Below are 24,096 nucleotides of genomic sequence, written 5' to 3' on the forward strand. Positions count from 1 at the left end.
GTACAAGCCATGAGTGAAGCCAACGCCCTCGTCACCGTGATTATCGCCTCGTACAACCACGGCCCGTATATCGAGGAAAGCATCCTCAGTGTCCTCAATCAGACCTACAAGAACATTGAGCTGCTGGTGGTCGATGATGGCTCGAAGGACGACAGTGTCGAACGCATCAGCGCGTTGCAGGCGCAGTACGGTTTCGATTTTCGTGTGCAGCAGAATCAGGGCCTGACCAATACCCTCAATGGCGCTATCGCCCGTTCGAAGGGCAGCCTGATCGTGCCATTCGGCTCCGACGACATCATGTACCCGGAGAGAATCGCCACCCAGGTGGCGTACATGGCCGGCAAGCCCGAAGTCGGGATCTGCGCCGGCAACATCGAATTGATGCACGCCGATGGCAGCCTTTACCCGGAGAAGCGTCAGCGCCGCGACGTACCGTTCCGCCGTCTGGATTTCGACGATATGTTCCTTGAGCGCAAGCCGTATCCACCGGCGCCAACACTGATGATCCGGCGTGAGGCGCTGGACAAGGTGGGTGGGTTCGATCCGACGATTCGCCTTGAGGATCTGTACATCGAGCTGAAGGTGACCCGCGCCGGTTACTTCATTGACGGTTTGAACGTGGTGATGGCGCGTTACCGCAAGCACGCCACCAACTCGTACAAGAACCATCGCTTCATGATCGAGAACATTCTGCGCACCTATGCGCTGTTCAGCGATCATCCGCTGTATGACGACGTACGCTTCAAGGCGCTGAACTCGATGTTCCTCAAGACCGCCAACCGCAATCGCAAGCTGGCCCGCGAACTGCTGGCACAGATCCCGTTCAAGGCCTGGAACAAGAAGACCTGGCGCGGCTTGGGGCGTTTGCTCTTTTCTCCGCTGGAAAAGGACTGAGGTCATGGTCGCTCGCACTCAGCGAGCGACTTTCTCCGGCAGGCGCTTTTCGCCCTTCTGGCGCTGGCGCAACCAATGCACAACCTTCTTTCCGGAAGCCATGCCCGGTTGCTCGATATAGAGGAAGGTCACGCTGCTGATCAGAATCAGCAGGCACGTGCAGATCGCCACCAGGGGCAGGTACACCGAAGTTTCTCGCGCATCGATATCCAGCAGCAGCGGCAGCCGTTGCACCATCAGCCACAGGACGAAACCGTGCAGCAGGTAAGTGCTGTAGCTGATTTCGCCGAGCCAGCGAATGCTGCGTGGTTTCAGCGCGCCGAACAGGCTGTTGCCTGACGCCACGATCACGAAAAACAGCGTCAGCAAAAACAGCGGCGCAGTCTTGAACGCCCGACTGAACGCGGTGAACGCAATCACCAGCGCGAGCACGGCGATGATGCTCGCCAGGCGTGACTGGCTCCATGCCACGAGCGCCGGGCGGCGAATCCAGTACGCGGCGGCGATACCGCCGAGGAAGCTCGCCAGAAAGTGCTTCTTCAGCGAATGCTCCCAACCGATGATCTGGTACAGCGCGTAGATGCCGATCAGGCACAGCACCACTTGCAACCAACTGCCGCGGTAGATGAACACCAGTCCGGCGAGTGGCAGTGCCAGGTAGAAAAACACCTCATAGGCCAGCGTCCAGGTGACGTTGGATATCAGCATGCCGGAGTGTCGGTACTGGTTGATGTCCGGGCGGTCGAACGTCAGCCAGGCGAGAACCTGCTTGAGCACTTCCAGCCCCGGCTCTTTCAGCTGCCAGCTCTGCAAGTGGAAGACCGAGACGAACACCAGCGCCATCAATGGCAGGTACAGCGGGTACAGACGAAATACCCGTGAGACGCCGAACGCCAGCCAGTCATGGTTGCGGCCTTGCGCGAGCAAGCGGCTCCAGAACAGGAACCCGGTGATCATGAAGAACAGCGCGACGCTGCCCTGGCCCAGCATCGAATAGAAGTTGCTCGGTGGGAAGTCGATCACGCCGGTGCGCAAGAAGATCCAGGTAATGATCGAATGGTGCACAAACACACCAAACGCCAGATAGCCGCGCAGACCGTCGATGCTCGCATAGCGGCTTTCGCCGGAATGCTGCAGGTGCCGAGCAATTTTCGGCACCGCGCGCAACAGGAGCGCGGAGGTGACGATGGCCAGCAGGTAGGCTGCCAGCGCAATAAGAGGATTGGTTTCGATCATCACTGAACTCGGGCCGGGGCGTTGCCGGCCAGCACTTGCCTGTGCAGGTTTTCAACTGCGGATTTGGACGCCGTCACAGCGTATCCCTGGAGCAGGGCATCGAGGTGATCCTCGAACAGCCAGCGTTTGTCGACAGTGTAACGTTGCATATGACGCAAATTGCGTTGACGCATCGAAAGGCTGAGCGGGGTCGGGAAGATGCGCAGGTCGGCCAGATCAATCAAGCCGAACTCGCCATCTTCCAGTACCAGTACGTTGCCCAGGTGCAGCGAACGGAAGTACACGCCTTTCTCATGCAATTGCGCCATGAATTTGCCGAAGCGTTCGATCAACGCCTGACGCACCGCCGGGGCGGTAATGCTCTGCAGCACCTGACGCAGGGTGTGGCCAGGCAACGGTGCGTAATGCACGGCACTGCTGCCATCATCGAGACGGTAAACGTTCAATACTTGCGGGGTGGGAATCCCCATCTGGCGCAGTTGTTCGCTGTTGACTGCGAACCGCTCGGAGTAGGGGTTGAAACTGCCGGAGGTGTACCAGCGGCGACGACGGAACAGTTTGAGGAAGCTGCCATCGCTCAGGCACAGGACTTTCGGGCCCAGGCCGTCTTCTTCGATGATCCGGGCTTCGCGGCTCAATTGCTCAAGGCCTGTCACCGACAGCTTTTGCACGGGCAGGGTCAACAGCCGACGCGCGCGTTGATTGATGCTCAGCGCCGCGATCAGTGCCAGCGGGATCCACAGCAGGAACCAGTGCTCCTTGGGCCGCGAAATGATCCCGCCACCTTCTGTCAGGCCTGCGCCGATACCGAATATCAGCCAGGTCGAAGCAATGATCAGCATGGGCTGTACACGCTGACGCCAACTGCTCAGCAGGCCCCATAGCAGGAAGAACAGCCATGGCAGCAGGCCGATGATGCCGACGTAGTACAGGACCCCCAGGACAAAACTGTGCGGCTCCTGAAAACTGACACCGTTGCCGGGGTCGACGGAAAGGCTGGCGCTGTAGCCATGGCCGATCCAGGGGTGATCAGCAATCATGTGCAGCACTTTTTGCCAGATTTCCAGGCGGTAGGAATCGCCACGTTCAATGATCATCTGCGCAAACAGGGTCAGAACGGTCGCGCCGCTCAGCGCCAGCGCGATCAATAACCCTACCGAACGTCGGTTCCAGCAAATGAAACACAGCCACAACGCGGCCATGGTCAGTGCTACCAGCGGCGTTCTGGAGCCGGTGCCGATCACCGCCATGAACATGACGGCCATCGCCGGGACGCTGAGCCACATCATCTGGCGGCGCTTGCAGGTCATGGTCACGCTCAGCCAGTAGGCGCTGAAGAACCCGAACAGGTGAGAGCTGAGCAGCGGATTATCGAAGGCGCCGCCGCCAATCAGGCGCATCCCCGGTTCATAGATCCGGGCGAACATGAACAGGAAAATGGTGGTTGCAATCAGGGCGACCAGCGCTGCGCCGAACAGCAAAGGTTGCAGGATGTCGGCGCGGTAGCGCACCAACAGGTAGCAGCCGGCAAACAGCAGCAAGGTATGCAGTGGCGGCTTGAACATTCCGCCGAGCGGCTCGCCGCCTGGCCCCCAGGCGAGGCTGAGCAACGCCCACGCAGCGAACAGCAGGGCCGCGATGAAAATCGGCTCGCGCAGCAGCTCCTTGAGCTCACGCGGGCGCAGGCACAGTGCGATCAGTGTCGGGATGCTGAACAGCCCGTAGAACAACTTGTGATGAAGGCTTCGGCCCGGCAAAAAGAACAGCGCGCACAGGAGCAGGAAATAACCGGTGGGGAGTATCCACAGGCTAATGAAATCGAAAACTCGATTGGACGTACCGCTGAAGCCGCGAAGTTGCATGCTGTGAGATTCATTCCTGAGGTTGATCGACCATTCGAGTGATGGCTATTTGATGCAGAAAAGGTGCATAACAATAACAGCCTTTCGCCGATTGCCAGAACCCTGAAGAAGCTGTGCTAAAGTCAGCGTCCTTTTTATCGACTTTCGCGTGATATGACCGACTCCAGTCCCGCCGCAAGCCCTTCGAGCTTGAAAATCTACTTCCGCCTGCTCGGCTACGTCCGGCCGTACATCAGTCTGTTCCTGATCAGCATCGTCGGCTTTCTGATTTTCGCCTCGACGCAGCCGATGCTCGGCTACATCCTCAAGTACTTTGTCGATGGCCTGTCCAATCCTGAAGCGGTACTGTTTCCCTCCGTGCCTTACCTGCGTGACCTGCAACTGCTGCAGGCCGTACCGCTGCTGATCATTCTGATCGCCGCGTGGCAGGGGCTGGGCTCGTATCTGGGCAACTACTTCCTGGCCAAGGTTTCCCTCGGGCTGGTGCATGACTTGCGCGTGCAGTTGTTCAACAACCTGCTGGTACTGCCTAACCGCTATTTCGACAAGCATAACTCCGGTCATCTGATTTCGCGTATCACCTTCAACGTGACCATGGTCACGGGGGCGGCAACAGATGCGATCAAGGTCGTAATCCGTGAAGGCATGACGGTGATCTTCCTGTTTGCCTCGCTGCTGTTCATGAACTGGAAGCTGACCCTGGTGATGGTCGCGATCCTGCCGCTCATCGCCGTAATGGTGCGCACCGCCAGCAAGAAATTCCGCAAGCAGAGCAAGAAGATCCAGCTGGCGATGGGCGATGTCACGCATGTGGCCTCGGAAACCATCCAGGGTTATCGCGTGGTGCGCAGCTTCGGCGGCGAGGCTTACGAAGAGCAACGTTTCCTCAACGCCAGCCAGAGCAATACCGACAAGCAACTGCGCATGACCCGTACCGGCGCGATCTACACGCCGATGCTGCAACTGGTGATCTACACCGCCATGGCGGTGCTGATGTTCCTCGTGCTGTTCCTGCGCGGTGACGCCTCGGCCGGTGACATGGTCGCCTACATCACCCTGGCAGGTCTGCTGCCCAAGCCGATCCGTCAATTGTCCGAAGTCAGCTCGACCATCCAGAAAGGCGTGGCCGGTGCCGAAAGCATCTTCGAGCAACTGGACGTCGAGCCGGAAGTCGATACGGGCACCGTCGAGCGCGATTCGGTGAGCGGTCGCCTGGACGTGCGCAACCTGAGCTTCACCTACCCGGGCACCGAACGTCAGGTGCTCGACGACATCAGCTTCTCGGTCCAGCCGGGACAGATGGTCGCGCTGGTCGGCCGCTCCGGCAGCGGCAAATCAACGCTGGCCAACCTGATTCCACGTTTCTATCACCACGACAAGGGCGAAATCCTTATCGACGATGTGGAAATCGAGCAATACAAGCTGCTCAATCTGCGCCGTCATATCGCCCAGGTGACCCAGCACGTCACCCTGTTCAGCGACACCGTGGCCAATAACATCGCTTATGGCGATCTGGCCGGCGCGCCACGTGAAGACATCGAGAAAGCCGCGCGTGATGCCTACGCAATGGACTTCATATCGCAACTGCCGCAAGGCCTCGACACTCAGGTCGGCGAGAACGGCGTCTTGCTTTCCGGTGGCCAGCGCCAGCGTCTGGCAATTGCCCGCGCGCTGCTCAAGAATGCTCCGCTGCTGATTCTCGACGAGGCTACTTCCGCGCTCGACACCGAATCCGAACGGCATATTCAGGCCGCGCTGGATCAGGTGATGAAGGGTCGCACCACACTGGTGATCGCCCACCGTCTGTCGACCATCGAGAAGGCCGATCTGATTCTGGTCATGGATCAGGGGCGGATTGTCGAGCGTGGTACCCATGATCAGTTGCTGGCGCAAAATGGTTACTACGCGCGCCTCAACGCCATGGGCCTGGATGCGCCGGCCGAAGATATCGCCTGATTCCAGGCCCTGCCCTGTGGGAGCGAACCTGCTCGCGAAAGCACTGCAACAGACGACGTCCGTGTCGCATGTTCACCCGCTATCGCGAGCAGGCTCGCTCCCACAGTCGTTTGTATCCAGACCTTTACCCTTCTTGACCAAACCGGAATAAATCCGGACACCGCGCTTGTTAAGGTTCCTCACTGAACTCTGACTTTTATCGAGGGGGCCATCCCCGTCGCGCGGGTGCTTTCATGTTGCAACGCTATCTCTGGAAACTGCTGCCCAAGCCGCAGCGAGCCTTTCTGCTCGGGCGCCTGTCGGTGGTCGATCGGCAGGTGGTGAACAAGTCGATGTCGGCCAACCTGACGTTTCCCCAGCCCTTCCAGCAGCGCTCCTGCCTGTTCATCCATGTCCCGAAATGTGCCGGCAGCAGCGTTTGCACGGCGTTGTTCGACGGCTGGCGTCCCGGGCACTTGCCGTTGTACTGGTACGAAGAGCAATTCCCCGAGCAGTTCGCCAACGCCTTCAAGTTCGCCTTTGTCCGCGATCCGCTGGAACGCGCCTATTCGGCCTACGCCTTTTTGCGTGGCAACGAGTTGAGCGCGCGTGACCATTCGGCGCAGCAGTTGGTGCGGCAGTACCGGGATTTCGACGATTTTGTCGCGCGCTGGCTGCATCCGGAAACGATTGCCCGGCAATTGCACTTTGCGGCACAGACCGACTTTCTTACCGATTCGCTGGGGCATCTGGCGCTGGACTTCATCGGTTATCAGGAGCATCTGGCGCGGGATTTTCGTCTGGTTTGCGAACAGTTGCGGCTGACTGGCGAGTTGCCTCACGTCAACGGCTCGCGGGAAAGGCAAACGATGCCGGCGCGGGAGTTCTGTACGGTGCGCACCCGGCGTCTGGTGCGTCGGGTTTATCAGCGTGATTACGAGTTGCTCGGTTATGAATGAGTTCCTGTCAATGCCGATGCAAGCCCCGGCCATTCGGCCTTACGGTCTGGCGTTGTCACATCAGGCCCGTGCAGCGCTCAAGTCGCAACGCCCACGCTGCCTGTGGCTGACCGGATTTTCCGGCGCCGGTAAGTCAACCTTGGCCAATGCCCTCGAACTGCACCTGCATGCGTCGGGTCTGCACACCTTTCTGCTCGATGGCGACAATGTGCGCAATGGCCTGTGTCGCGACCTGGGCATGAGCAACGCCTGCCGCCGGGAAAATACCCGGCGCATGGCCGAGGTAGCACGGTTGATGGTCGACGCCGGGCTGATAGTGATCGTTGCGGCCATTTCGCCGTTTCGCGCCGAACGCGATGCTGCGCGCAGGTTGTTTGCCCAGGGTGATTTCATCGAAGTGCACGTCAGCACTTCGCTCGAAGTCTGCGCCCGTCGCGATCCGAAAGGGTTGTATCAGGCCGTGCGGGAAGGTCGGATCACGCACTTTACGGGCGTGGACAGTCCTTACGAAGCGCCATTGGCAGCCGAGTGGCAGATCGACACCGAGACGCTGGAGTTGTCCGAATCCTGTGAGCAACTGGCGGCGCTGGTGCTCAAAAAATGAGCAAAGTAACGGACTGTTTCATCCTGTTGCAGGCTGCACTCAAGCCTGCGCCAACCCTGTGTTAATATCGCGCCCCTGTTCATTTTGTATGTGGGTTGCTCCATGAAGTTGTCCATGCCGCGATTCGATCAAGCCCCAGTCTTGGTGGTCGGCGATGTCATGCTCGACCGTTACTGGCATGGTGGAACCTCACGGATTTCCCCTGAGGCACCGGTTCCGGTCGTAAAAGTCGAGCAAATCGAAGACCGTCCGGGCGGTGCTGCCAACGTTGCCTTGAACATTGCCGCGCTCGGTGCGCCGGCGTCGCTGGTCGGTGTGACCGGTGATGACGAAGCCGCCGACAGCCTGAGCAACAGTCTCAAGGGCGCGGGCGTGCGTGCCCTGTTTCAGCGCATCGCGCATCAGCCGACCATCGTCAAACTGCGGGTCATGAGCCGGCACCAGCAATTGCTGCGTATCGACTTCGAAGAACCGTTTGCCACCGATGCGCTGGCCCTGGCCTCGCAGGTCGATGATCTGCTCGAGGGCATCAAAGTGCTGGTGCTGTCGGACTACGGCAAAGGCGCGCTGAAGAACCATCAGGCCCTGATTCAGGCGGCCCGGGCCAAAGGCATTCCGGTGCTGGCCGATCCCAAGGGCAAGGATTTTTCGATTTACCGTGGCGCCAGCCTGATCACGCCGAATCTCAGCGAATTCGAAGCCATCGTCGGTGGTTGCGCCGATGAGCACGAGCTGGTGAGCAAGGGCGCCGCCCTGATGCACGATCTCGAACTCGGCGCGCTGCTGGTCACCCGTGGCGAACACGGCATGACCCTGCTGCGTCCGGAGCATCCGGCGTTGCACCTGCCGGCCCGTGCCCGTGAAGTGTTCGATGTGACCGGTGCCGGTGATACGGTGATTTCCACCCTCGCGGCGGCAATTGCTGCCGGTGAAGAACTGCCGCACGCGGTGGCGCTGGCCAACCTGGCCGCCGGTATTGTGGTCGGCAAGCTCGGTACTGCAGCAATCAGCGCTCCGGAACTGCGTCGCGCGATCCAGCGTGAAGAAGGTTCGGAACGCGGTGTGCTGGGGCTGGAGCAACTGGTACTGGCAGTGGCCGATGCTCGCGCGCATAACGAGCGCATCGTCTTCACCAATGGCTGCTTTGACATTCTGCACGCCGGGCACGTGACCTACCTCGAGCAGGCGCGCGCCCAGGGCGACCGTCTGATCGTGGCGATCAACGATGACGCCTCCGTCAGCCGCCTGAAGGGGCCGGGACGTCCGATCAACAGTGTCGACCGACGCATGGCGGTACTCGCCGGCCTCGGCGCGGTGGACTGGGTGATCAGCTTCCCGGAAGGCACCCCGGAAAACCTGCTGCGCGAAGTCAAACCGGATGTGTTGGTCAAGGGTGGTGATTACGGTATCGACCAGGTGGTCGGCGCCGACATCGTCAAGGCTTACGGCGGCACGGTGAAAGTGCTGGGGCTGGTGGAAAACAGCTCGACCACGGCGATCGTGGAGAAAATCCGCGGTCACTGATTCAAGCTAAAAAGATCGCCGCCTGCGGCAGCTCCTGCATTGGAATGCGCTTCCCTGCAGGAGCTGCCGCAAGCGGCGATCTTTTGCGTTTCAGGAACTGACTTTCTTGCGCGGTACGATCTTCTTCAGCAGTTGCTTCGCCTTGCCGCGCAACCGCGCCAGGCCCGTGGGTTTCTCCGGCGGCGTCAGGCCTTGCTGACGTAACCAATCCTTCCAGCGAATCCGCTCCTCACGCACCAGCCAGCCATCCTGTCTGGCAAAACTTTCGGCCAGATACAGACCGCGCGTGCCGGCCGGAGACAGCTGACCTTTCTTCAAGGTGTACAGCTCAGCCAGCGGCTCACCATCCTGCAACGGCATCAGGTACAGATCCGGACGCTTGCGGTCCAGGCGCGCCACCAGTTGATCACCCTCCAGCCGCTCATCGACATGAAACAGGCTCAGCGATTTGGCTTCTTTTGGTACTTCCAGGCGCAGGTCGTAGATCAGTTGCAGCGACGCGGTGGGCAAATGCACATAGGCCCGGGGCCGTTCGAGCAATTGCAGATTGGCGCAGCGCACCGGCCGCGCCGAGCCGGACAACGGCGTCAGGCGAAACGGCAGCGCTTCGCGATAATGCAGGGCGGACGAGTAGGGCGCGGGCAGCCACGTGTCGTTGAATCGCCCGCCGAGCCAGCCCTCCGGGGTTTCCAGCAGGCACTCTTCGGCAATCTCTTGAATCGCGGTGTGCAGCGGGATGTTCAGCTCATGGGCTGGCACGTAACCGGAAATCAGCTTGAGCACCACGTCGCCGCGATCCTGCCGACGCTGGCGCACCAGCACCCAGTAGTCGCGATTCTGCCAATGCAGGGTCAGGCGCACCGAGACTCCGAGGTTGGCCAGTTCCACCGCGAAGCGCTCGGCATCCGCCACGCTCACCGGTTTGCGCCGCTGCAAGGTCTGGGCGAAATTCAGCGGCATGCCGACGCTCTGATAGGTCAGACCTTCGGGCGTGGCCTCGACGAACAGCGGCAGTGTCTTGAAGTTGCTCGGGTTCTTTCTGATGAGCGTACGCGGCATGTCGGCTCCTGCTTAAGGCCGCGGGGCGGCGTCAGTGACCACGAAGGACCTGGGCAACGGTCGCAACGTTATGGGCGAGGTGCAGCGGATTGATCGTCCCGACAATAGCACTGGCCACGCCGGACTGCTGGAACAACAGCTCGAAGCTGGCGTGTACCGGATCCACGCCGGGGCTCAGGCACACATGGCCGCTGGCCAGGGCCTTCTTCACCAGAATGGCTTTGCCGTGGGCAGCAGCATAGTCAATGACTGCCTTCTCGTGCTGTTCGTTCAGATTGTAGGTGACCATCGCGCAGTCCCCTTGCTCCAGCGCCTTGAGCCCGCCTTCGACGGTTTTGCCGGAGAAACCGAACCCGCGAATCTTGCCCTCGGCCTTGAGTGCGGCAAGGGTGGCGTAGACCTCTTCGTGCTCAAGGATCGCCAGATCGTTGCCGTCGGAGTGCACCAGCACCAGGTCGATAAAATCGGTTTCAAGACGTTGCAGGCTACGCTCGACCGACATCCGTGTATGCGCCGCACTGAAGTCATGGCGCGACAGGCCGTCGGCAAACTCTTCACCGACCTTGCTGACGATCACCCAGTCCTGCCGCTGGCCGCGCAGCAACGGGCCGAGGCGTTCTTCGCTGCGGCCATAAGCCGGGGCAGTGTCGATCAGGTTGATGCCCAAACCTTTGGCCTGATTGAGCAGCAAGCGTGCCGCGTCATCGTCGGGGATCTGGAAACCGTTGGGGTATTTCACGCCCTGGTCGCGGCCCAGCTTGACCGTGCCCAGGCCCAGCGGGGACACCAGCAGGCCGGTGCTGCCCAGCGGGCGATGCAGTTCGTGCAGGGTCGCTACGCTCATGGCAACAATTGCTCCCAGGCGGGTACGCCCATCGGTGGTTTTGGCAGCGCCGGCAATGCTTCGGCAGCTTGCGGCTGAATGCCGTCGCGCTCCAGTGAGGCGATGACCCGGTCGGCAAAGTCCGGTGCCAGCGCCAGTTTGGTTGGCCAGCCCACCAGCAGGCGACCCTGCTCGGCAAGGAAAGCGTTGTCCGGACGGGTCAGGCCGGTTTGCAGCGGCTCGGCGCGATCTACCCGCAAGGTCGCCCATTGCACCTGGCTCAGGTCGATCCACGGCAGCAATTGGCCGAGTTCTTTCTGCGCGGTGGCGATCTGTTCGGCAGGCTCGCGGGCCACACCATCGCTTTCGGCAATGTCGCCGCCCAGGTACCAGACCCAGTTGCCATCAGCGGCCGGGTGAGTCGTGACGGTGATGCGCGGCTTGGTGCCGCCACCCAGGCAATGGGCGTACAACGGCTTCAGGCTTGGGCCTTTGGCGATGATCATGTGCAGCGGTCGGCGTTGCATCGCCGGTTGGGTCAGGCCCAGGTCTTCCAGCAACTGCGCGGTGCCGGCCCCTGCGCTGAGCACGATGCGCTGGGCACGAATCTCGCGGCCGTCGACTTTCAGGCCGACCAGCACACCGGCTTCCAACAGCGGCTCGATGTTTTGCCCGGCGAGCAGGCTGTCACCGGCCAGATCGGCCAGGCGCTGGATCAGGCTCGGCACGTCGACCACCAGTTCGGCGAGGCGATAGACCTTGCCCTTGAAGCGCTTGTCTTGCAGGGCCGGCGGCAGTTGATCGCCCTTGACCTGATCGACTCGGCCACGCACGGCTTTACTGGCGAAGAAACTGGTGAGGTTGCCGGCGAGGGTGCCGGGCGACCACAGATAATGCGCTTCGGACAGCACGCGCACGCCGGACAGGTCCAGCTCGCCGTTGCCGGCCAGCGCCTCACGCCAGCGGCGCGGCATGTCGGCGATGGCTTCCGAGGCGCCGGTCAGTGCACCGTGCAGCGCGTATTTGGCGCCACCGTGGATGATGCCCTGGGACTTCACACTCTGCCCGCCGCCGAGGCTGGCGCTTTCCACCAGCACGGTCGAAAAACCCTGGCGGCGCAGGCGCGCGTTCAGCCAGAGGCCGGCGACACCAGCGCCGACAATCAGCACGTCGGTGGAAATAACGGATGGCATGCAACGACCTCAGTGTTCAAGACGAGGGCGCAGTATACAGACTCGGGGATCGGAGCTCAGAGGCGAAAAAGACCGCAGCCTTCGGCAGCGCCTACAGGGATATGCATTCCAATGTAGGAGCTGCCGAAGGCTGCGATCTTTTTCTTCAATGCCCTGCGGTCTTGGAGAACAACTGGATGACCACCACGCCGAGCACGATCAGCGCCATCCCGAGCATCGCTGGCACGTCCAGTTTCTGCCCATAAATGAACAGCGCCGCGACGCTGACCATGACGATGCCCATGCCCGCCCACACGGCGTAGGCGACACCCACCGGCACGGTGCGGACAACGAGGGTCAGCATCCAGAAGGCGATCCCGTAGCCGACGATCACCAGAATCAGCGGCAGCGGGGTGCTCAAGCCTTTGACCGCTTTCATCGAAACGGTGGCGATCACTTCGGCGCAGATGGCGATAGCCAGGAAGGCGTAGGCGTTCATGTGTAGATCCTCATGTAAAACGTTGCTTGCTGAGGCGGCATTCTAGTGATTCGCCAGATGCGGTAAAGTCATTACCTATCTGTTTTGAAGATGGGTCGATCGATGAATACCCAGTGGAATCTGGAACAATTGCGCGCCTTCGTCAGCGTCGCCGAACAGCGCTCGTTCTCCGCCGTAGCACGCCAGCAGCGCAAGGCGCAGTCAGCGATCAGCAGCGCGATTGCCCTGCTGGAAGATGATCTGGGCGTCAGCCTGTTCGAGCGTAGCAGTGGTCGCCAGCCCCGACTCACCGAAGCCGGCGAGGCGCTGCTCGAAGAGGCGCGAGAAGTGTTGCGTCAATGCGAGCGTCTGAACGGTCGGGCGATGGCGATGATGCGCGGTCAGGAAGCGCAGTTGCGCGTGGCCCAGGACGAGGCCATGCCTTATCAGGCACTGGTGGAAAGCTTCGATGCGCTGGCCGGGCAATTTCCCAGCCTCGAAGTGCAACTGACCAGCGCCGCCCAAGGCGAAGTGGCGCGCAAACTGGTCGAACGCCGTGCCGATCTGGGCCTGCTGTTCTATCACGATGAAATCCCCGAAGCGCTGGAACGTCGGGTCTTGGGGCGGGTGGAAATGGTCACCGTCTGCGGCATCAATCATCCGTTGGCGACGCAGTCCTACGTCACCTGCCAGCAGCTGGCGCAGCATCGGCAATTGCTGATGTCGACGCAAACCAGCGTCTACCCCGGCAACGAACCGGCGAGCCCGCAGGTGTGGCGTGCCGACAGTTTCTATGTGATGGCCGAATGGCTGGTGCGGGATCTTGGCTGGGCGTGGCTGCCCCGGCATGTGGTGCAGTATTCGGCCTATCAGGGCCTGATGGTTGAGCTGGACAGTGAATGGACGCCGCCGGCGCTGGTGGTGGAACTGGTCTGGCGCCGCGACGAACCTCTCGGCCCTGCCGCAAGGTGGCTGGCGGAACGTTTTGCCGTGCACTTGCGGGCGATCGGCGACAAAAGTCGATAAACTCCGCCGCCATGAATAGAACTCTCTACACCGCGCTGTTTTACCTGGGGCTGCCATTGGTGGCGATTCGGCTGTGGCTGCGCTCGCGCAAGGCTCCGGCGTATGCCAAACGGATTGGCGAGCGCTTCTCTTATGGCATGCCGTCACTGCGACCCGGAGGCATCTGGGTGCATGCGGTATCGGTGGGAGAGAGTATCGCTGCTGCACCGATGATTCGCGCCTTGCTGCAACGTTATCCACAGCTGCCGATCACCGTGACCTGCATGACCCCGACCGGATCGGAGCGGATACAGGCACTGTTCGCCAGCGAGCCGCGCATCCAGCATTGCTATCTGCCATACGACTTGCCGTGCGCAGCGGCGCGTTTTCTTGATCACGCCAAACCGAAACTCGCGGTGATCATGGAAACCGAACTGTGGCCCAACCACATTCATCAGTGCGCCAAACGCGGGATACCGGTGGCGCTGGCTAACGGTCGTTTGTCCGAGCGTTCGGCGCGGGGCTATGGGCGCTTCAGCAAGCTGACCGCGCCGATGCTCGCTGAAATGAGTTTTTTCGCGGTGCAGACCGAGGCTGAAGCCCAGCGCTTCCGAGATCTCGGCGCGCGCCCGCAGACGGTCGAGGTCACCGGTTCGATCAAGTTCGACCTGACCATCGACCCGCAACTGCTGCAGCGCGCCCATGAGTTGCGCGGCCAATGGCAGGCGCTGGAACGCCCGGTGTGGATCGCCGCCAGCACCCACGAAGGCGAAGACGAAGTGGTGCTCGACGCCCATCGTCGCCTGCTGGCGAATTACCCGAATGCGCTGCTGATTCTGGTGCCGCGTCATCCCGAGCGTTTCAATTCGGTGTTCGAGTTGTGCCAGCGCGAAGGCTTTGCCACGGTGCGTCGTTCCACCGGTGCCAATGTCGAGGCGGACACTTCGGTGCTGCTCGGCGACACCATGGGCGAGTTGCTGTTTCTCTATGCACTGGCCGACAGCGCCTTTGTCGGTGGCAGCCTGGTGCCCAACGGCGGGCACAATCTGCTGGAGCCGGCGGCACTGGCCAAACCGGTCATCAGTGGCCCGCACCTGTTCAACTTCCTCGACATCGCCGCGCAGTTGCGCGAGGCCGGGGCGTTGGCCGAAGTGGATGATGCCGAAGGGCTGGCGGTGGAAGTGCAGCGCCTGTTCGAATTGCCGCGCGATGCCCAGCGCATGGCCGAGGCTGGACTGGCGGTGATGCGCCGTAATCAGGGAGCGTTGCAGCGGCTGCTGGATGGGCTGGGCCGGTTGATTCGCTGATTTGCACTCAACCCCTGTGGCGAGGGAGCTTGCTCCCGTTGGGCAGCGCAGCTGCCCCAAGCCCAGAGACATCGAGTCGCCAGGTTTACGACTGCTGCGCAGCCGAGCGGGAGCAAGCTCCCTCGCCACAGGTATCTTGTTTTCTGTTTACGGCCGTGCCTTGAGCTGTGCTTCGGCGGCTTTGGCCAGATCCGGCGGGAGGAAGTCCTTGTCCGGGTTGTAGTCGGCCTTCAAATAACGTCGCAGGTCTTCCAGATCACCCGGATTCAACGTCCCCGCCGCCTGCTTCAAGCGCAGGTTGTCGAGGATGTAGTCGTAACGGGTGTTGTTGTAGTTGCGCACCGAGGTGTACAGCTGGCGCTGAGCATCGAGCACGTCGACGATGTTGCGCGTCCCCACCTGATAACCGATTTCCGTGGCCTCCACCGCGCTCTGGTTGGAAATGATCGACTGGCGCCGCGCCTGTACCTGCTCGACATCGGTGTTCACCGCGCGGTGCAGGTTGCGGGTGTTTTCGACGATCTGCCGGCGCAGGGCTTCGCGCTGCTGTTCGCTCTGATCCAGTTGCGCATAGGACTGGCGCACTTGCGAACTGGTCAGCCCGCCGCTGTAGATCGGAATGTTCAGTTGTAACGCCAGCGTGCGTTGATCGACGTTGCCACCGTACGGCGTGCCGAAGGCGTTAGGGTTGGCGAAGCCGAGGGCGTCGTTGTCACCCTTTTCGTATTTGGCCACGGCGTCGAGGGTCGGCAAGTGGCCGGCCTTGCGCTGCTTGAGGGTCTGTTCGGCGGAGCTGACCGCAAAGTTGCTCGCCAGCAGATTGAGGTTCTGTTTGGCGGCGGTGTCGACCCAGGCCTTGGCGTCGTTGGGTGTCGGCGGCAGGATCGGCAACGTATGGACGATGCCCTGAATCGAGTTGTACTGACGGTTGGTCAGGGTGATCAGCGCTTCGAAGGCATCGTCGACCTGACGCTGGGCAACGATCCGGTTGGCACGCGCGGTGTCGTAGCTGGCTTGTGATTGCAGGACGTCGGTCTTGTCCGACAGGCCGACATCGAAGCGCTCGTTGGACTGGTCGAGCTGACGCTTGAACGCGGCTTCTTCTGCCTTGGTCGAAGCCAGGTTGTCCTGACTGCGCAGCACGTTGAAGTAGCTTTCGGCTGATTGCAGGATCAGGTTCTGTTCGCTGGCCGAGAGTTGCAGGGCGGCCTGTTCGTTGACGTCCTTGGCGGCCTGGTACTGGAACCAGCGGTCGGCACGGAACAAGGGCTGGGCCAGGGTCGCCTGATAGGAATGCGCGCTGCGATTGGCAATGGCTGAAGGCTGGTCGATCGAGGTGCGCACATCCGCCACTTCGGCGCCGCCGGACAGGTTCGGCAGCAAGCCGGCACGGGCCTGTGGCACCACTTCTTTCTGCGCGCCGTACTGGGCGCGGGCGGCGGCCAGATCGGCGTTGTTGTCGACGGCTTCCTGATAGACGCTGACCAGATCGGTCTTGGTCGACAAGGGCGCTTCTGCTGCCCAGGCCATTGCGTTGGACGCACAAGACACGGCAAGAGCCAGTGAAAGTTTGCGCAGCATGAGGCGATCCCTAGCAAAAATATTACGAAAATAATGTGCGCGCCAAGGCTACGGCGCGGCCCCGACAGCGTCAAGGTGCGCAGGGCACAGCGAGTGTAGTTGTGCAAACGTGCGGCAACAATCCTGCAAGTCCCGGTAATTGCGCCATTCATCATGGTGTTTGCCGCGGTGTTGGCGTTCTTTGCCGGTTGTGTCTAGACTGGCCGGGTTCTTGTCGGGGTGCCTTGCTATGAGGCTGAGATCGAATAATTTCGGATCCCGTTGAACCTGATCAGGTTAGCGCCTGCGTAGGGAACAAGATTTCTCGTCACCCGGCGAGTCCTCTTGTGCTTCGTCCGGGAAATTGTTCGACAATCGAACGCTCGACGACGATGCACAGCACCTTTCCTGGTGCGTCCGTGCCTTTCAGGTTCTGCTCCGACAATCCACTGCCTGGATGCTGTCTGGAGAGCCCGTGATGACTACAAAATCTAAAAACGCGATCAACCTGAGTGACTCGGCCAAGGTCGATGAGCAGTCGGTTCAGCCGTTCACCCGTTCGCAAAAAGTCTACGTTCAGGGCTCGCGCCCGGACATCCGCGTGCCGATGCGCGAAATCACCCTCGAGGTGACGCCGACCGACTTCGGCGGCGAAATCAACGCGCCGGTCACCGTCTACGACACCTCCGGCCCGTACACCGATCCGAACGTGGTGATCGACGTGCGCAAAGGTCTGGGCGACGTGCGTTCGGCGTGGATCGACGACCGTGGCGACACCGAGCGTCTGCCAGGCCTGAGCTCCAACTTTGGTCAGGAGCGCCTGGCCGATCCGGAGCTGACCAAACTGCGTTTTGCCCACGTCAACAACCCGCGCCGCGCCAAGGCCGGGGCCAACGTCAGCCAGATGCACTACGCGCGCAAAGGCATCATCACCGCCGAGATGGAATACGTCGCCATCCGCGAAAACATGAAGCTGCAAGAGGCCCGTGCTGCCGGCCTGTTGACTCAGCAACACGCCGGCCACAGCTTCGGCGCGAGCATCCCGAAAGAAATCACCCCTGAGTTCGTCCGCGAAGAAATCGCCCGTGGTCGCGCGATCATTCCGGCCAACATCAACCACGTCGAACTGGAACCGATGATCATCGGCCGCAACTTCCTGGTGAAGATCAACGGCAACATCGGCAACAGCGCCCTGGGTTCGTCCATCGAAGAAGAAGTGGCGAAGCTGACCTGGGGCATTCGCTGGGGCTCGGACACCGTGATGGACCTGTCCACCGGCAAACACATTCACGAAACCCGCGAGTGGATCATCCGCAACTCGCCGGTGCCGATCGGTACCGTGCCGATCTATCAGGCGCTGGAGAAGGTCAACGGCGTCGCTGAAGACCTGACCTGGGAGCTGTTCCGCGACACGCTGATCGAGCAGGCCGAGCAGGGCGTCGACTACTTCACCATCCACGCCGGCGTGCTGTTGCGCTACGTGCCGCTGACCGCCAAGCGCGTGACCGGGATCGTTTCCCGTGGCGGTTCGATCATGGCCAAGTGGTGCCTGGCGCACCACAAAGAGAACTTCCTCTACACCCACTTCGACGAAATCTGCGAAATCATGAAGGCCTACGACGTCAGCTTCTCGCTGGGCGATGGCCTGCGTCCGGGCTCGATTGCCGACGCCAACGACGAAGCGCAATTCGGCGAACTGGAAACCCTCGGCGAGTTGACCAAGATCGCCTGGAAACATGACGTGCAGTGCATGATCGAAGGCCCGGGCCACGTGCCGATGCAGTTGATCAAAGAAAACATGGACAAGCAGCTGGAGTGCTGCGACGAGGCGCCGTTCTACACCCTCGGCCCGCTGACCACCGACATCGCCCCGGGTTACGACCACATCACCTCGGGTATCGGTGCGGCAATGATCGGCTGGTTCGGTTGCGCGATGCTCTGCTACGTGACACCGAAGGAGCACTTGGGCCTGCCGAACAAGGATGACGTGAAGACCGGGATCATCACCTACAAGATCGCCGCCCACGCAGCGGACTTGGCCAAAGGGCACCCGGGCGCGCAGATTCGCGACAACGCCTTGAGCAAGGCGCGTTTCGAATTCCGTTGGGAAGACCAGTTCAACCTCGGTCTGGACCCGGACACCGCGCGTTCGTATCACGACGAAACCCTGCCGAAGGACTCGGCCAAGGTCGCGCATTTCTGTTCGATGTGCGGGCCGAAGTTCTGCTCGATGAAGATCACTCAGGAAGTCCGCGAATACGCGGCCAACCAGCGGATCGACGCGGTCGACGTGGACGTCGCCCAAGGCCTGGCGGAACAGGCCGAGCGGTTCAAGAAGGAAGGCAGTCAGCTGTACAAGAAGGTTTGATCTGACCTGATAGGCTCTGGGATGACCGGAGCCTCTGTGGCGAGGGAGCTTGCTCCCGCCCGGCTGCGAAGCAGTCGTAAATCCGGCCAACGCGTTCTGATTGAAAGAACGCGTTGGCCGGTTTTGGGTCTGCTGCGCAGACCGGCGGGAGCAAGCTCCCTCGCCACAGGAATGGTGTGCGATCACACACAACAACAAATGTCCCTCTGAGATAACACCCTTGAGCATTCAACCCGGCACTTATTCCCCCGACCTCGCCGTATCCGCCGACAAGCGAGTATTCGGCGGTCGCGATCTGTTTTCCCTGTGGTTCTCCCTCGGCATCGGCCTGATGGTGTTGCAGACCGGCGCGTTGCTCGCGCCTGGTCTGGGCCTGTCCGGTTCGCTGCTGGCGATCTTCCTCGGCACGCTGGTTGGCGTGTTGCTGCTGGCTGCCGTCGGCGTGATCGGCAGCGACACCGGCCTGTCATCGATGGCCGCGCTTAAACTGAGCCTCGGCAGCAAAGGCGCGAGCCTGCCGGCACTGCTCAACCTTTTGCAACTGATCGGTTGGGGGTCGTTCGAAATCATCGTCATGCGCGATGCCGCCAGCCTGCTCGGCACTCGCGCGTTCAGCGAAGGTTCGCTGTGGGCCAGCCCGATGCTCTGGACGTTGTGCTTCGGTGCGCTGGCGACCTTGCTCGCAGTCAGCGGGCCGCTGACGTTCGTGCGCAAGATCCTGCGCAAATGGGGTATCTGGCTGATCCTGGCGGCGTGCATCTGGCTGACCTGGAATCTGTTCGCCAAGGCTGATCTGGCAGCACTCTGGGCGCGTGCGGGGAACGGTTCGATGCCGTTTGCCGTGGGCTTCGATATTGCCATCGCGATGCCGCTGTCGTGGCTGCCGCTGATCGCCGATTACTCGCGTTTCGGCAAACGCGCAAAAAACGTATTCGGCGGCACGGCGATCGGTTTCTTCGTCGGCAACTTCTGGTTGATGAGCCTCGGTGTGGCCTACACCCTGGCGTTTGCGCCAAGCGGTGAGGTCAATGCGTTGCTGCTGGCACTGGCCGGGGCCGGTCTGGGCATTCCGCTGTTGCTGATTCTGCTGGATGAGTCGGAAAACGCTTTCGCCGACATTCATTCGGCAGCGGTTTCCAGCGGGATTCTGTTGCGCTTGAAGGTCGAGCATCTGGCCTTGGCCATCGGCGTGATCTGCACCCTGATTGCACTGCTGGCGCCCTTGGCGCAGTACCAGAACTTCCTGTTGCTGATCGGCTCGGTGTTCGCGCCGCTGTTCGGCGTGGTGCTGGTGGATCACTTCATTCTGCGCAAGCGCAGCGCCCACGTGGCGTCAGCCGCATTGCGCTGGCCGGCGCTGTTGGCGTGGCTGGGCGGGATCAGCACCTACCACTTGCTGGCGAATCTGTATCCGGATGTCGGCGCGACCCTGCCGGCACTGGTGCTGGCAGGGCTGTTGCAACTGGTGCTGGGCCGGGCTTTCAGTTACGGCCGGGAAACAGCTCGGGTTTGAGGATGCCGTTCAGACGCGGGTAAGGAATCTTCAGTTCGACGTGGCCCAGCGCGTAAGGCGCGATGGTGCTCACGTCGTACTTGAGGATCACGCCACCGTAGGTCAGCGCCACGTTCGGGGTTTTCACGAACGGCCAGCTCTTCACGAAATCCGCTTCCTGATCGAGCTTGGTGCTGATCAGCCAGCTGTTGTGCGCCACCTGCGCGGCCTTCCAGAACGCGTCTTCCTGACCCGGCAGCAACATGTCCGACAGGTTCAGCACCTTGTGCTGCTGACGCGAGTAGTTGATGAAGCCGCGCCCCGGGGTGCCATGGGCGCCGCCGGTGTCGAGGTAGCTCGACAGTTCGATGATCACCAAGCCGTCATGCTGCTCGCGTACCTTGGCCTGCAGATAGCTGCTGTTGCGCGGGCCGGCGGTGCGCAGGAATTGATCACGATAGGCCGCCAGGGTTGGCGCGACCGCTGCGTTCTGCTCGGTGCGGGTCATTTGCAGCAGGCGCTTTTCGATAATGCCGTCCAGTGCAGGCTCGGCCGCGAAGTGCACGGTATCGATATTCACCAGCGGACAATCAGGGTTGGAACAGCCGGGTTTCAGGGTTTCCGAGGCGTCGCGGGTGGTTTCCAGCGGCGTGCGGTAGTTGGGCTGGAACAGGTTGGCGCAGGCACCCAGGGTCAGGGCGATGGCGGCCACGGAGGCAATTTTGAAAAGCGACATGGGCGTCCTTTCTGAAACAGGGGAAGGCAAAAAGTTATCCGCTTCGACTCTCGCCGAGGCAGTCAGTTCGCCACTAAGCTAATTAGAGTGGGTTTCGCCGCCACCGTCCATCCCGCTGACGGTAAAGGGGCTGCATCAATCATCACCGGCGCGTTAGGATGGCGCGAAGTCGAGGTTGCCGGTCACCACAAGGCACCTCGTATCGGGATTTGCAGTAAGAGAGGATGCTCATGACAGATTTTGCCAACGCCACTCCGGCCAACGTCGACGTCGTAAAGCGCGAGCGCTGCTACGAGGGCTTCTACAAGCTCGACCGTTTGCACCTGCGCCATGAGCTGTTCGCCGGCGGCATGAGCCGCGAGATCAACCGCGAAGTCTTCGTGCGCCACGATGCCGTGTGCCTGCTGCCGTACGATCCGCAGCGTGACGAAGTGGTGCTGCTCGAGCAGTTTCGCGTCGGGGCCATGGGCAAGACCGACAACCCGTGGCTGGTTGAGCTGGTCGCCGGTCTGATCGACAAAGTTGAAGTGCCGGAAGAAGTTGCTCACCGCGAGGCACAGGAGGAAGCTGGACTGGACATCAAGGCCCTGTGGCCGATGACCAAATATTTTCCGTCGCCGGGCGGCAGCAACGAATTCGTGCATTTGTACCTGGGGCACTGCAGCACCGACGGCGTAGGCGGCCTGCACGGGCTGGAGGAAGAAGCAGAAGATATCCGCGTTACGGTCTGGGCCTTTGAAGATGCCTTGCAGGCCGTCCGTGACGGACGCATTGCCAATGCGGCGAGCATCATCGCCTTGCAATGGCTGGCGCTGAACCGCGCCGAAGTGAGGGGGTTATGGTCGTAAACAAGCTGCGCGATCGTTATCGAGTTGACCTTGCGGGGCTGCAAGCCGCCTGCGAGGCCAACTACGCGCGCCTGATGCGACTGGTGCCGGACATGCGCAACGACCCCGAAGCGCGGCGCATCGCCGTGACCCAGGGCGAGCAGATGCTCGGCGTGCTGGCCCTCGAAGTGCTGCAGACCTGCCCGTACACCACCACTTTGCAGGTGCGCCAGGAGCACAGTCTGCCGTGGTTGCCGGTGCCGCAACTGGAGGTGCAGGTCTATCACGATGCGCGCATGGCCGAGGTGATCAGCGCCGAACATGCACGACGCTTTCGCGGCATCTATCCTTACCCGAACGCCGCGATGTATCAGCCGGATGAAAAGGCCCAGCTCAATCTGTTCCTGGGGGAATGGCTGAGCCATTGCCTGGCCCTGGGGCACGAGTACGAAGTCGTACGCTAGTTGTGAACTGCGTCCGGTTCGCCGGTTTCCCCTTTGCGCCATCCCCCAGCATAATTGCGGCACTCAACCGATTCCGTGCTTTTGCCCTGGGAGAACGCCTTGCCGAGCGTATCCACATTGACCACCGCCGATCCGGCGTTGCTGGTGCAGTTATCCGACAGTCACCTGTTCGCCGAGGCGGACGGCACGCTGCTGGGCATGAACACCCGCGAGAGTCTGCAAAAGGTCATTGGGCAGGTACTCAAGCAGCAGCCGCGGATTGACCTGATGCTGGCCACGGGGGATTTGTCACAGGACGGAACACTTGAGTCGTATCAACTGTTTCGCCAGATGACCGCGCAGATCGATGCGCCGGCGCGCTGGATTCCCGGCAATCACGATGAGCCGCAAATCATGGCTCAGGCCGCGGTGCAAAGTGCATTGCTGGAATCGGTGGTCGATGTCGGCAACTGGCGCGTGACCTTGCTCGATTCGGCGGTGCCGGGCTCGGTGCCGGGTTATCTGCAGGACGATCAGCTGCAACTGCTGGCCCGTTCGTTGAGCGAAGCGCCGGAGCGCCATCATCTGGTGTGTTTTCATCATCATCCGGTGTCGATCGGATGCTCGTGGATGGAGCCGATCGGCTTGCGCAACCCGGAAGCGTTTTTCGACGTGCTCGATCGTTTTCCACAGGCGCGCGCGGTGCTGTGGGGGCATGTGCATCAAGAGATCGATCGCGAACGCAACGGCGTACGGCTGATGGCCTCACCGTCGACCTGCATCCAGTTCGAACCGGGCAGTCACGACTTCAAGGTCGGCGAACAGGCGCCGGGCTATCGCTGGTTGCGGCTGTTGCCGGATGGGCGGCTGGAGACCGGTGTCGAGCGTGTGACCGACTTCGAATTCACCGTCGATTACGGCTCCGAAGGCTACTGATTTCGATCAAGAGCCCCTCACCCCAGCCCTCTCCCGGAGGGAGAGGGAGCTGACCGAGGTGTCTGGCATTATCCATCGACCTGAAAGAATGTGTCGATTATGGATTCGCTGAAACTCGCTCAAGTCGGTGTAGCTCTTGAATATCCCCCATTCAGTCCCCTCTCCCTCCGGGAGAGGGCTAGGGTGAGGGGCTTTCTCCCTGTAAACTCCGCTATCTTTCGCCGACACTCAGGGAGCTCAAATGTCCGGTTCGATCCTCTATATCCACGGTTTCAACAGCGCGCCGGCCTCGAAAAAGGCCTGTCAGCTGGTCGAGGTGATGGAACGGCTGGGTTTGAGCGAGCAATTGCGTGTCCCGGCGCTGCATCACCACCCGCATGAAGCCATCGGTCAGTTGCAGCAGGCGATTGCCGAGCTGGGCCGGCCGTTGCTGGTGGGAAGCTCACTCGGCGGCTACTATGCGACTCACTTGGCTGAGCGCCACGGCTTGAAAGCCCTGCTGGTCAACCCGGCGGTCAGCCCGCACCGGATGTTCGACGGCTACCTGGGCACGCAGAAAAACCTGTATACCGATGAGACCTGGGAACTGACCCATGACCATGTGACGGCCCTGGCCGAGCTGGAAGTGCCGGCACCCGTGGATGCGCAGCGCTATCAGGTGTGGTTGCAGACCGGCGATGAAACACTGGATTATCGCCTCGCCCAGCAGTATTACCGGGCCTGCGCCTTGCGCATTCAGGCCGGCGGCGACCATGGTTACCAGGGTTTTGCCGAACAATTACCGGCGTTGTTGAGTTTTGCCGGCATTGGCGCCGATTTGTATCAGGCAATCGATTTCACCGCACTGTGACGTCTTGCCCCTTTTTCATTGAATTA

General features: G+C 61.2%; 21 protein-coding genes and 1 riboswitch. Of the genes, 13 read left to right on the top strand and 8 right to left on the bottom strand.

The window, feature by feature from the left end; genetic code table 11:
* Positions 1–9 precede the first annotated feature (9 nt).
* Positions 10–894, top strand: a complete 885-nt coding sequence (locus B1722_RS21625; RefSeq protein WP_086794263.1) for a glycosyltransferase — start codon at positions 10–12, stop codon at positions 892–894.
* Positions 895–912: 18 nt separating this feature from the next.
* Here B1722_RS21625 and B1722_RS21630 read toward each other — a convergent pair whose 3' ends face one another.
* Positions 913–2,130, bottom strand: a complete 1,218-nt coding sequence (locus tag B1722_RS21630; protein WP_041065816.1) for an acyltransferase — start codon at positions 2,128–2,130, stop codon at positions 913–915.
* Positions 2,130–3,992, bottom strand: a complete 1,863-nt coding sequence (locus tag B1722_RS21635) for a bifunctional O-antigen ligase/aminoglycoside phosphotransferase family protein (protein WP_041065814.1) — start codon at positions 3,990–3,992, stop codon at positions 2,130–2,132. Before B1722_RS21635 ends, B1722_RS21630 begins: the two co-directional genes overlap by 1 nt.
* A gap of 153 nt (positions 3,993–4,145) precedes the next feature.
* Between B1722_RS21635 and msbA the strand changes: the two genes are divergently transcribed.
* The 4 genes from msbA (at position 4,146) to hldE (ending at position 9,014) form a co-directional block, all read left to right on the top strand.
* The gene (gene msbA / locus B1722_RS21640) at positions 4,146–5,948 is read left to right on the top strand and encodes a lipid A export permease/ATP-binding protein MsbA (protein WP_041065811.1); all 1,803 of its coding nucleotides are present in this window, start codon (positions 4,146–4,148) and stop codon (positions 5,946–5,948) included.
* Positions 5,949–6,181: 233 nt separating this feature from the next.
* Entirely contained in the window at positions 6,182–6,886 is a 705-nt protein-coding gene (locus B1722_RS21645) for a sulfotransferase family 2 domain-containing protein (RefSeq protein WP_041065808.1), read from the top strand.
* Entirely contained in the window at positions 6,879–7,490 is a 612-nt protein-coding gene (gene cysC, locus B1722_RS21650) for an adenylyl-sulfate kinase (RefSeq protein ID WP_086794228.1), read from the top strand. Before B1722_RS21645 ends, cysC begins: the two co-directional genes overlap by 8 nt.
* Before the next feature lie 102 nt (positions 7,491–7,592).
* Positions 7,593–9,014, top strand: coding sequence for a bifunctional D-glycero-beta-D-manno-heptose-7-phosphate kinase/D-glycero-beta-D-manno-heptose 1-phosphate adenylyltransferase HldE (gene hldE / locus B1722_RS21655; protein WP_041065802.1), 1,422 nt, complete (start codon positions 7,593–7,595; stop codon positions 9,012–9,014).
* A 90-nt stretch (positions 9,015–9,104) separates the two neighbouring features.
* Here the strand turns inward: hldE and B1722_RS21660 are convergent, their stop codons facing one another.
* The 4 genes from B1722_RS21660 to B1722_RS21675 all read right to left on the bottom strand — a co-directional run bounded on the left by B1722_RS21660 (position 9,105) and on the right by B1722_RS21675 (position 12,567).
* The gene (locus tag B1722_RS21660) at positions 9,105–10,073 is read right to left on the bottom strand and encodes a metal ABC transporter ATPase (protein ID WP_086794230.1); all 969 of its coding nucleotides are present in this window, start codon (positions 10,071–10,073) and stop codon (positions 9,105–9,107) included.
* 31 nt (positions 10,074–10,104) lie between these two features.
* Positions 10,105–10,917, bottom strand: coding sequence for an aldo/keto reductase (locus tag B1722_RS21665; RefSeq protein ID WP_086794232.1), 813 nt, complete (start codon positions 10,915–10,917; stop codon positions 10,105–10,107).
* Complete coding sequence (locus B1722_RS21670) at positions 10,914–12,089, bottom strand: FAD-binding oxidoreductase (RefSeq protein ID WP_086794234.1); 1,176 nt, start codon at positions 12,087–12,089, stop codon at positions 10,914–10,916. Before B1722_RS21670 ends, B1722_RS21665 begins: the two co-directional genes overlap by 4 nt.
* A 145-nt stretch (positions 12,090–12,234) precedes the next feature.
* Positions 12,235–12,567, bottom strand: a complete 333-nt coding sequence (locus tag B1722_RS21675) for a multidrug efflux SMR transporter (RefSeq protein WP_003221050.1) — start codon at positions 12,565–12,567, stop codon at positions 12,235–12,237.
* Positions 12,568–12,669: 102 nt separating this feature from the next.
* Between B1722_RS21675 and B1722_RS21680 the strand changes: the two genes are divergently transcribed.
* Complete coding sequence (locus B1722_RS21680; RefSeq protein WP_086794236.1) at positions 12,670–13,572, top strand: LysR family transcriptional regulator; 903 nt, start codon at positions 12,670–12,672, stop codon at positions 13,570–13,572.
* Between the two features lie 11 nt (positions 13,573–13,583).
* Positions 13,584–14,858, top strand: coding sequence for a lipid IV(A) 3-deoxy-D-manno-octulosonic acid transferase (gene waaA / locus B1722_RS21685; RefSeq protein ID WP_086794237.1), 1,275 nt, complete (start codon positions 13,584–13,586; stop codon positions 14,856–14,858).
* Positions 14,859–15,005: 147 nt separating this feature from the next.
* Here the strand turns inward: waaA and B1722_RS21690 are convergent, their stop codons facing one another.
* Positions 15,006–16,439 carry a TolC family outer membrane protein gene (locus B1722_RS21690; RefSeq protein ID WP_041065783.1) on the bottom strand — a complete coding sequence of 478 codons (1,434 nt, stop codon included), beginning with the start codon at positions 16,437–16,439 and terminating at the stop codon, positions 15,006–15,008.
* Positions 16,440–16,644: 205 nt separating this feature from the next.
* A riboswitch (TPP riboswitch) is annotated at positions 16,645–16,750 on the top strand.
* Positions 16,751–16,896: 146 nt separating this feature from the next.
* Between B1722_RS21690 and thiC the strand changes: the two genes are divergently transcribed.
* On the top strand, positions 16,897–18,786 hold the full coding sequence (thiC, locus tag B1722_RS21695; RefSeq protein ID WP_086794239.1) for a phosphomethylpyrimidine synthase ThiC: 1,890 nt from the start codon (positions 16,897–16,899) through the stop codon (positions 18,784–18,786).
* A gap of 220 nt (positions 18,787–19,006) precedes the next feature.
* Entirely contained in the window at positions 19,007–20,299 is a 1,293-nt protein-coding gene (cytX, locus tag B1722_RS21700) for a putative hydroxymethylpyrimidine transporter CytX (RefSeq protein WP_086794240.1), read from the top strand.
* Here cytX and B1722_RS21705 read toward each other — a convergent pair.
* Complete coding sequence (locus B1722_RS21705; protein ID WP_041065775.1) at positions 20,268–21,014, bottom strand: RsiV family protein; 747 nt, start codon at positions 21,012–21,014, stop codon at positions 20,268–20,270. The two genes, cytX and B1722_RS21705, sit on opposite strands and share 32 nt — an antisense overlap.
* A gap of 230 nt (positions 21,015–21,244) precedes the next feature.
* Between B1722_RS21705 and B1722_RS21710 the strand changes: the two genes are divergently transcribed.
* The 4 genes from B1722_RS21710 to B1722_RS21730 all read left to right on the top strand — a co-directional run bounded on the left by B1722_RS21710 (position 21,245) and on the right by B1722_RS21730 (position 24,070).
* Complete coding sequence (locus tag B1722_RS21710; protein ID WP_041065772.1) at positions 21,245–21,862, top strand: NUDIX domain-containing protein; 618 nt, start codon at positions 21,245–21,247, stop codon at positions 21,860–21,862.
* Complete coding sequence (locus B1722_RS21715) at positions 21,853–22,305, top strand: DUF1249 domain-containing protein (protein WP_086794241.1); 453 nt, start codon at positions 21,853–21,855, stop codon at positions 22,303–22,305. Before B1722_RS21710 ends, B1722_RS21715 begins: the two co-directional genes overlap by 10 nt.
* Before the next feature lie 99 nt (positions 22,306–22,404).
* Positions 22,405–23,220 carry a 3',5'-cyclic-AMP phosphodiesterase gene (gene cpdA, locus B1722_RS21720; protein WP_086794242.1) on the top strand — a complete coding sequence of 272 codons (816 nt, stop codon included), beginning with the start codon at positions 22,405–22,407 and terminating at the stop codon, positions 23,218–23,220.
* A gap of 241 nt (positions 23,221–23,461) precedes the next feature.
* A complete protein-coding gene (locus tag B1722_RS21730; RefSeq protein ID WP_041065766.1) occupies positions 23,462–24,070 on the top strand; it encodes a YqiA/YcfP family alpha/beta fold hydrolase in 609 nt (202 codons plus the stop codon).
* The last annotated feature ends 26 nt before the right edge of the window (positions 24,071–24,096 follow it).

It is taken from the genome of Pseudomonas sp. SCPG-7, assembly GCF_002156405.1.
GTDB classification, from domain to species: Bacteria; Pseudomonadota; Gammaproteobacteria; order Pseudomonadales; family Pseudomonadaceae; genus Aquipseudomonas; species Aquipseudomonas parakoreensis.

Coding starts and splice junctions, on each gene's coding strand:
- B1722_RS21690 (WP_041065783.1), bottom strand. CDS start 16,439: ATGCTGCGCAAACTTTCACTGGCTCTTGCCGTGTCTTGTGCGTCCAAC.
- B1722_RS21705 (WP_041065775.1), bottom strand. CDS start 21,014: ATGTCGCTTTTCAAAATTGCCTCCGTGGCCGCCATCGCCCTGACCCTG.
- msbA (WP_041065811.1), top strand. CDS start 4,146: ATGACCGACTCCAGTCCCGCCGCAAGCCCTTCGAGCTTGAAAATCTAC.
- B1722_RS21660 (WP_086794230.1), bottom strand. CDS start 10,073: ATGCCGCGTACGCTCATCAGAAAGAACCCGAGCAACTTCAAGACACTG.
- B1722_RS21675 (WP_003221050.1), bottom strand. CDS start 12,567: ATGAACGCCTACGCCTTCCTGGCTATCGCCATCTGCGCCGAAGTGATC.
- B1722_RS21630 (WP_041065816.1), bottom strand. CDS start 2,130: ATGATCGAAACCAATCCTCTTATTGCGCTGGCAGCCTACCTGCTGGCC.
- thiC (WP_086794239.1), top strand. CDS start 16,897: ATGACTACAAAATCTAAAAACGCGATCAACCTGAGTGACTCGGCCAAG.
- B1722_RS21680 (WP_086794236.1), top strand. CDS start 12,670: ATGAATACCCAGTGGAATCTGGAACAATTGCGCGCCTTCGTCAGCGTC.
- waaA (WP_086794237.1), top strand. CDS start 13,584: ATGAATAGAACTCTCTACACCGCGCTGTTTTACCTGGGGCTGCCATTG.
- B1722_RS21730 (WP_041065766.1), top strand. CDS start 23,462: ATGTCCGGTTCGATCCTCTATATCCACGGTTTCAACAGCGCGCCGGCC.
- B1722_RS21670 (WP_086794234.1), bottom strand. CDS start 12,089: ATGCCATCCGTTATTTCCACCGACGTGCTGATTGTCGGCGCTGGTGTC.
- hldE (WP_041065802.1), top strand. CDS start 7,593: ATGAAGTTGTCCATGCCGCGATTCGATCAAGCCCCAGTCTTGGTGGTC.
- B1722_RS21715 (WP_086794241.1), top strand. CDS start 21,853: ATGGTCGTAAACAAGCTGCGCGATCGTTATCGAGTTGACCTTGCGGGG.
- B1722_RS21625 (WP_086794263.1), top strand. CDS start 10: ATGAGTGAAGCCAACGCCCTCGTCACCGTGATTATCGCCTCGTACAAC.
- B1722_RS21635 (WP_041065814.1), bottom strand. CDS start 3,992: ATGCAACTTCGCGGCTTCAGCGGTACGTCCAATCGAGTTTTCGATTTC.
- B1722_RS21645 (WP_041065808.1), top strand. CDS start 6,182: ATGTTGCAACGCTATCTCTGGAAACTGCTGCCCAAGCCGCAGCGAGCC.
- B1722_RS21665 (WP_086794232.1), bottom strand. CDS start 10,917: ATGAGCGTAGCGACCCTGCACGAACTGCATCGCCCGCTGGGCAGCACC.
- B1722_RS21710 (WP_041065772.1), top strand. CDS start 21,245: ATGACAGATTTTGCCAACGCCACTCCGGCCAACGTCGACGTCGTAAAG.
- cysC (WP_086794228.1), top strand. CDS start 6,879: ATGAATGAGTTCCTGTCAATGCCGATGCAAGCCCCGGCCATTCGGCCT.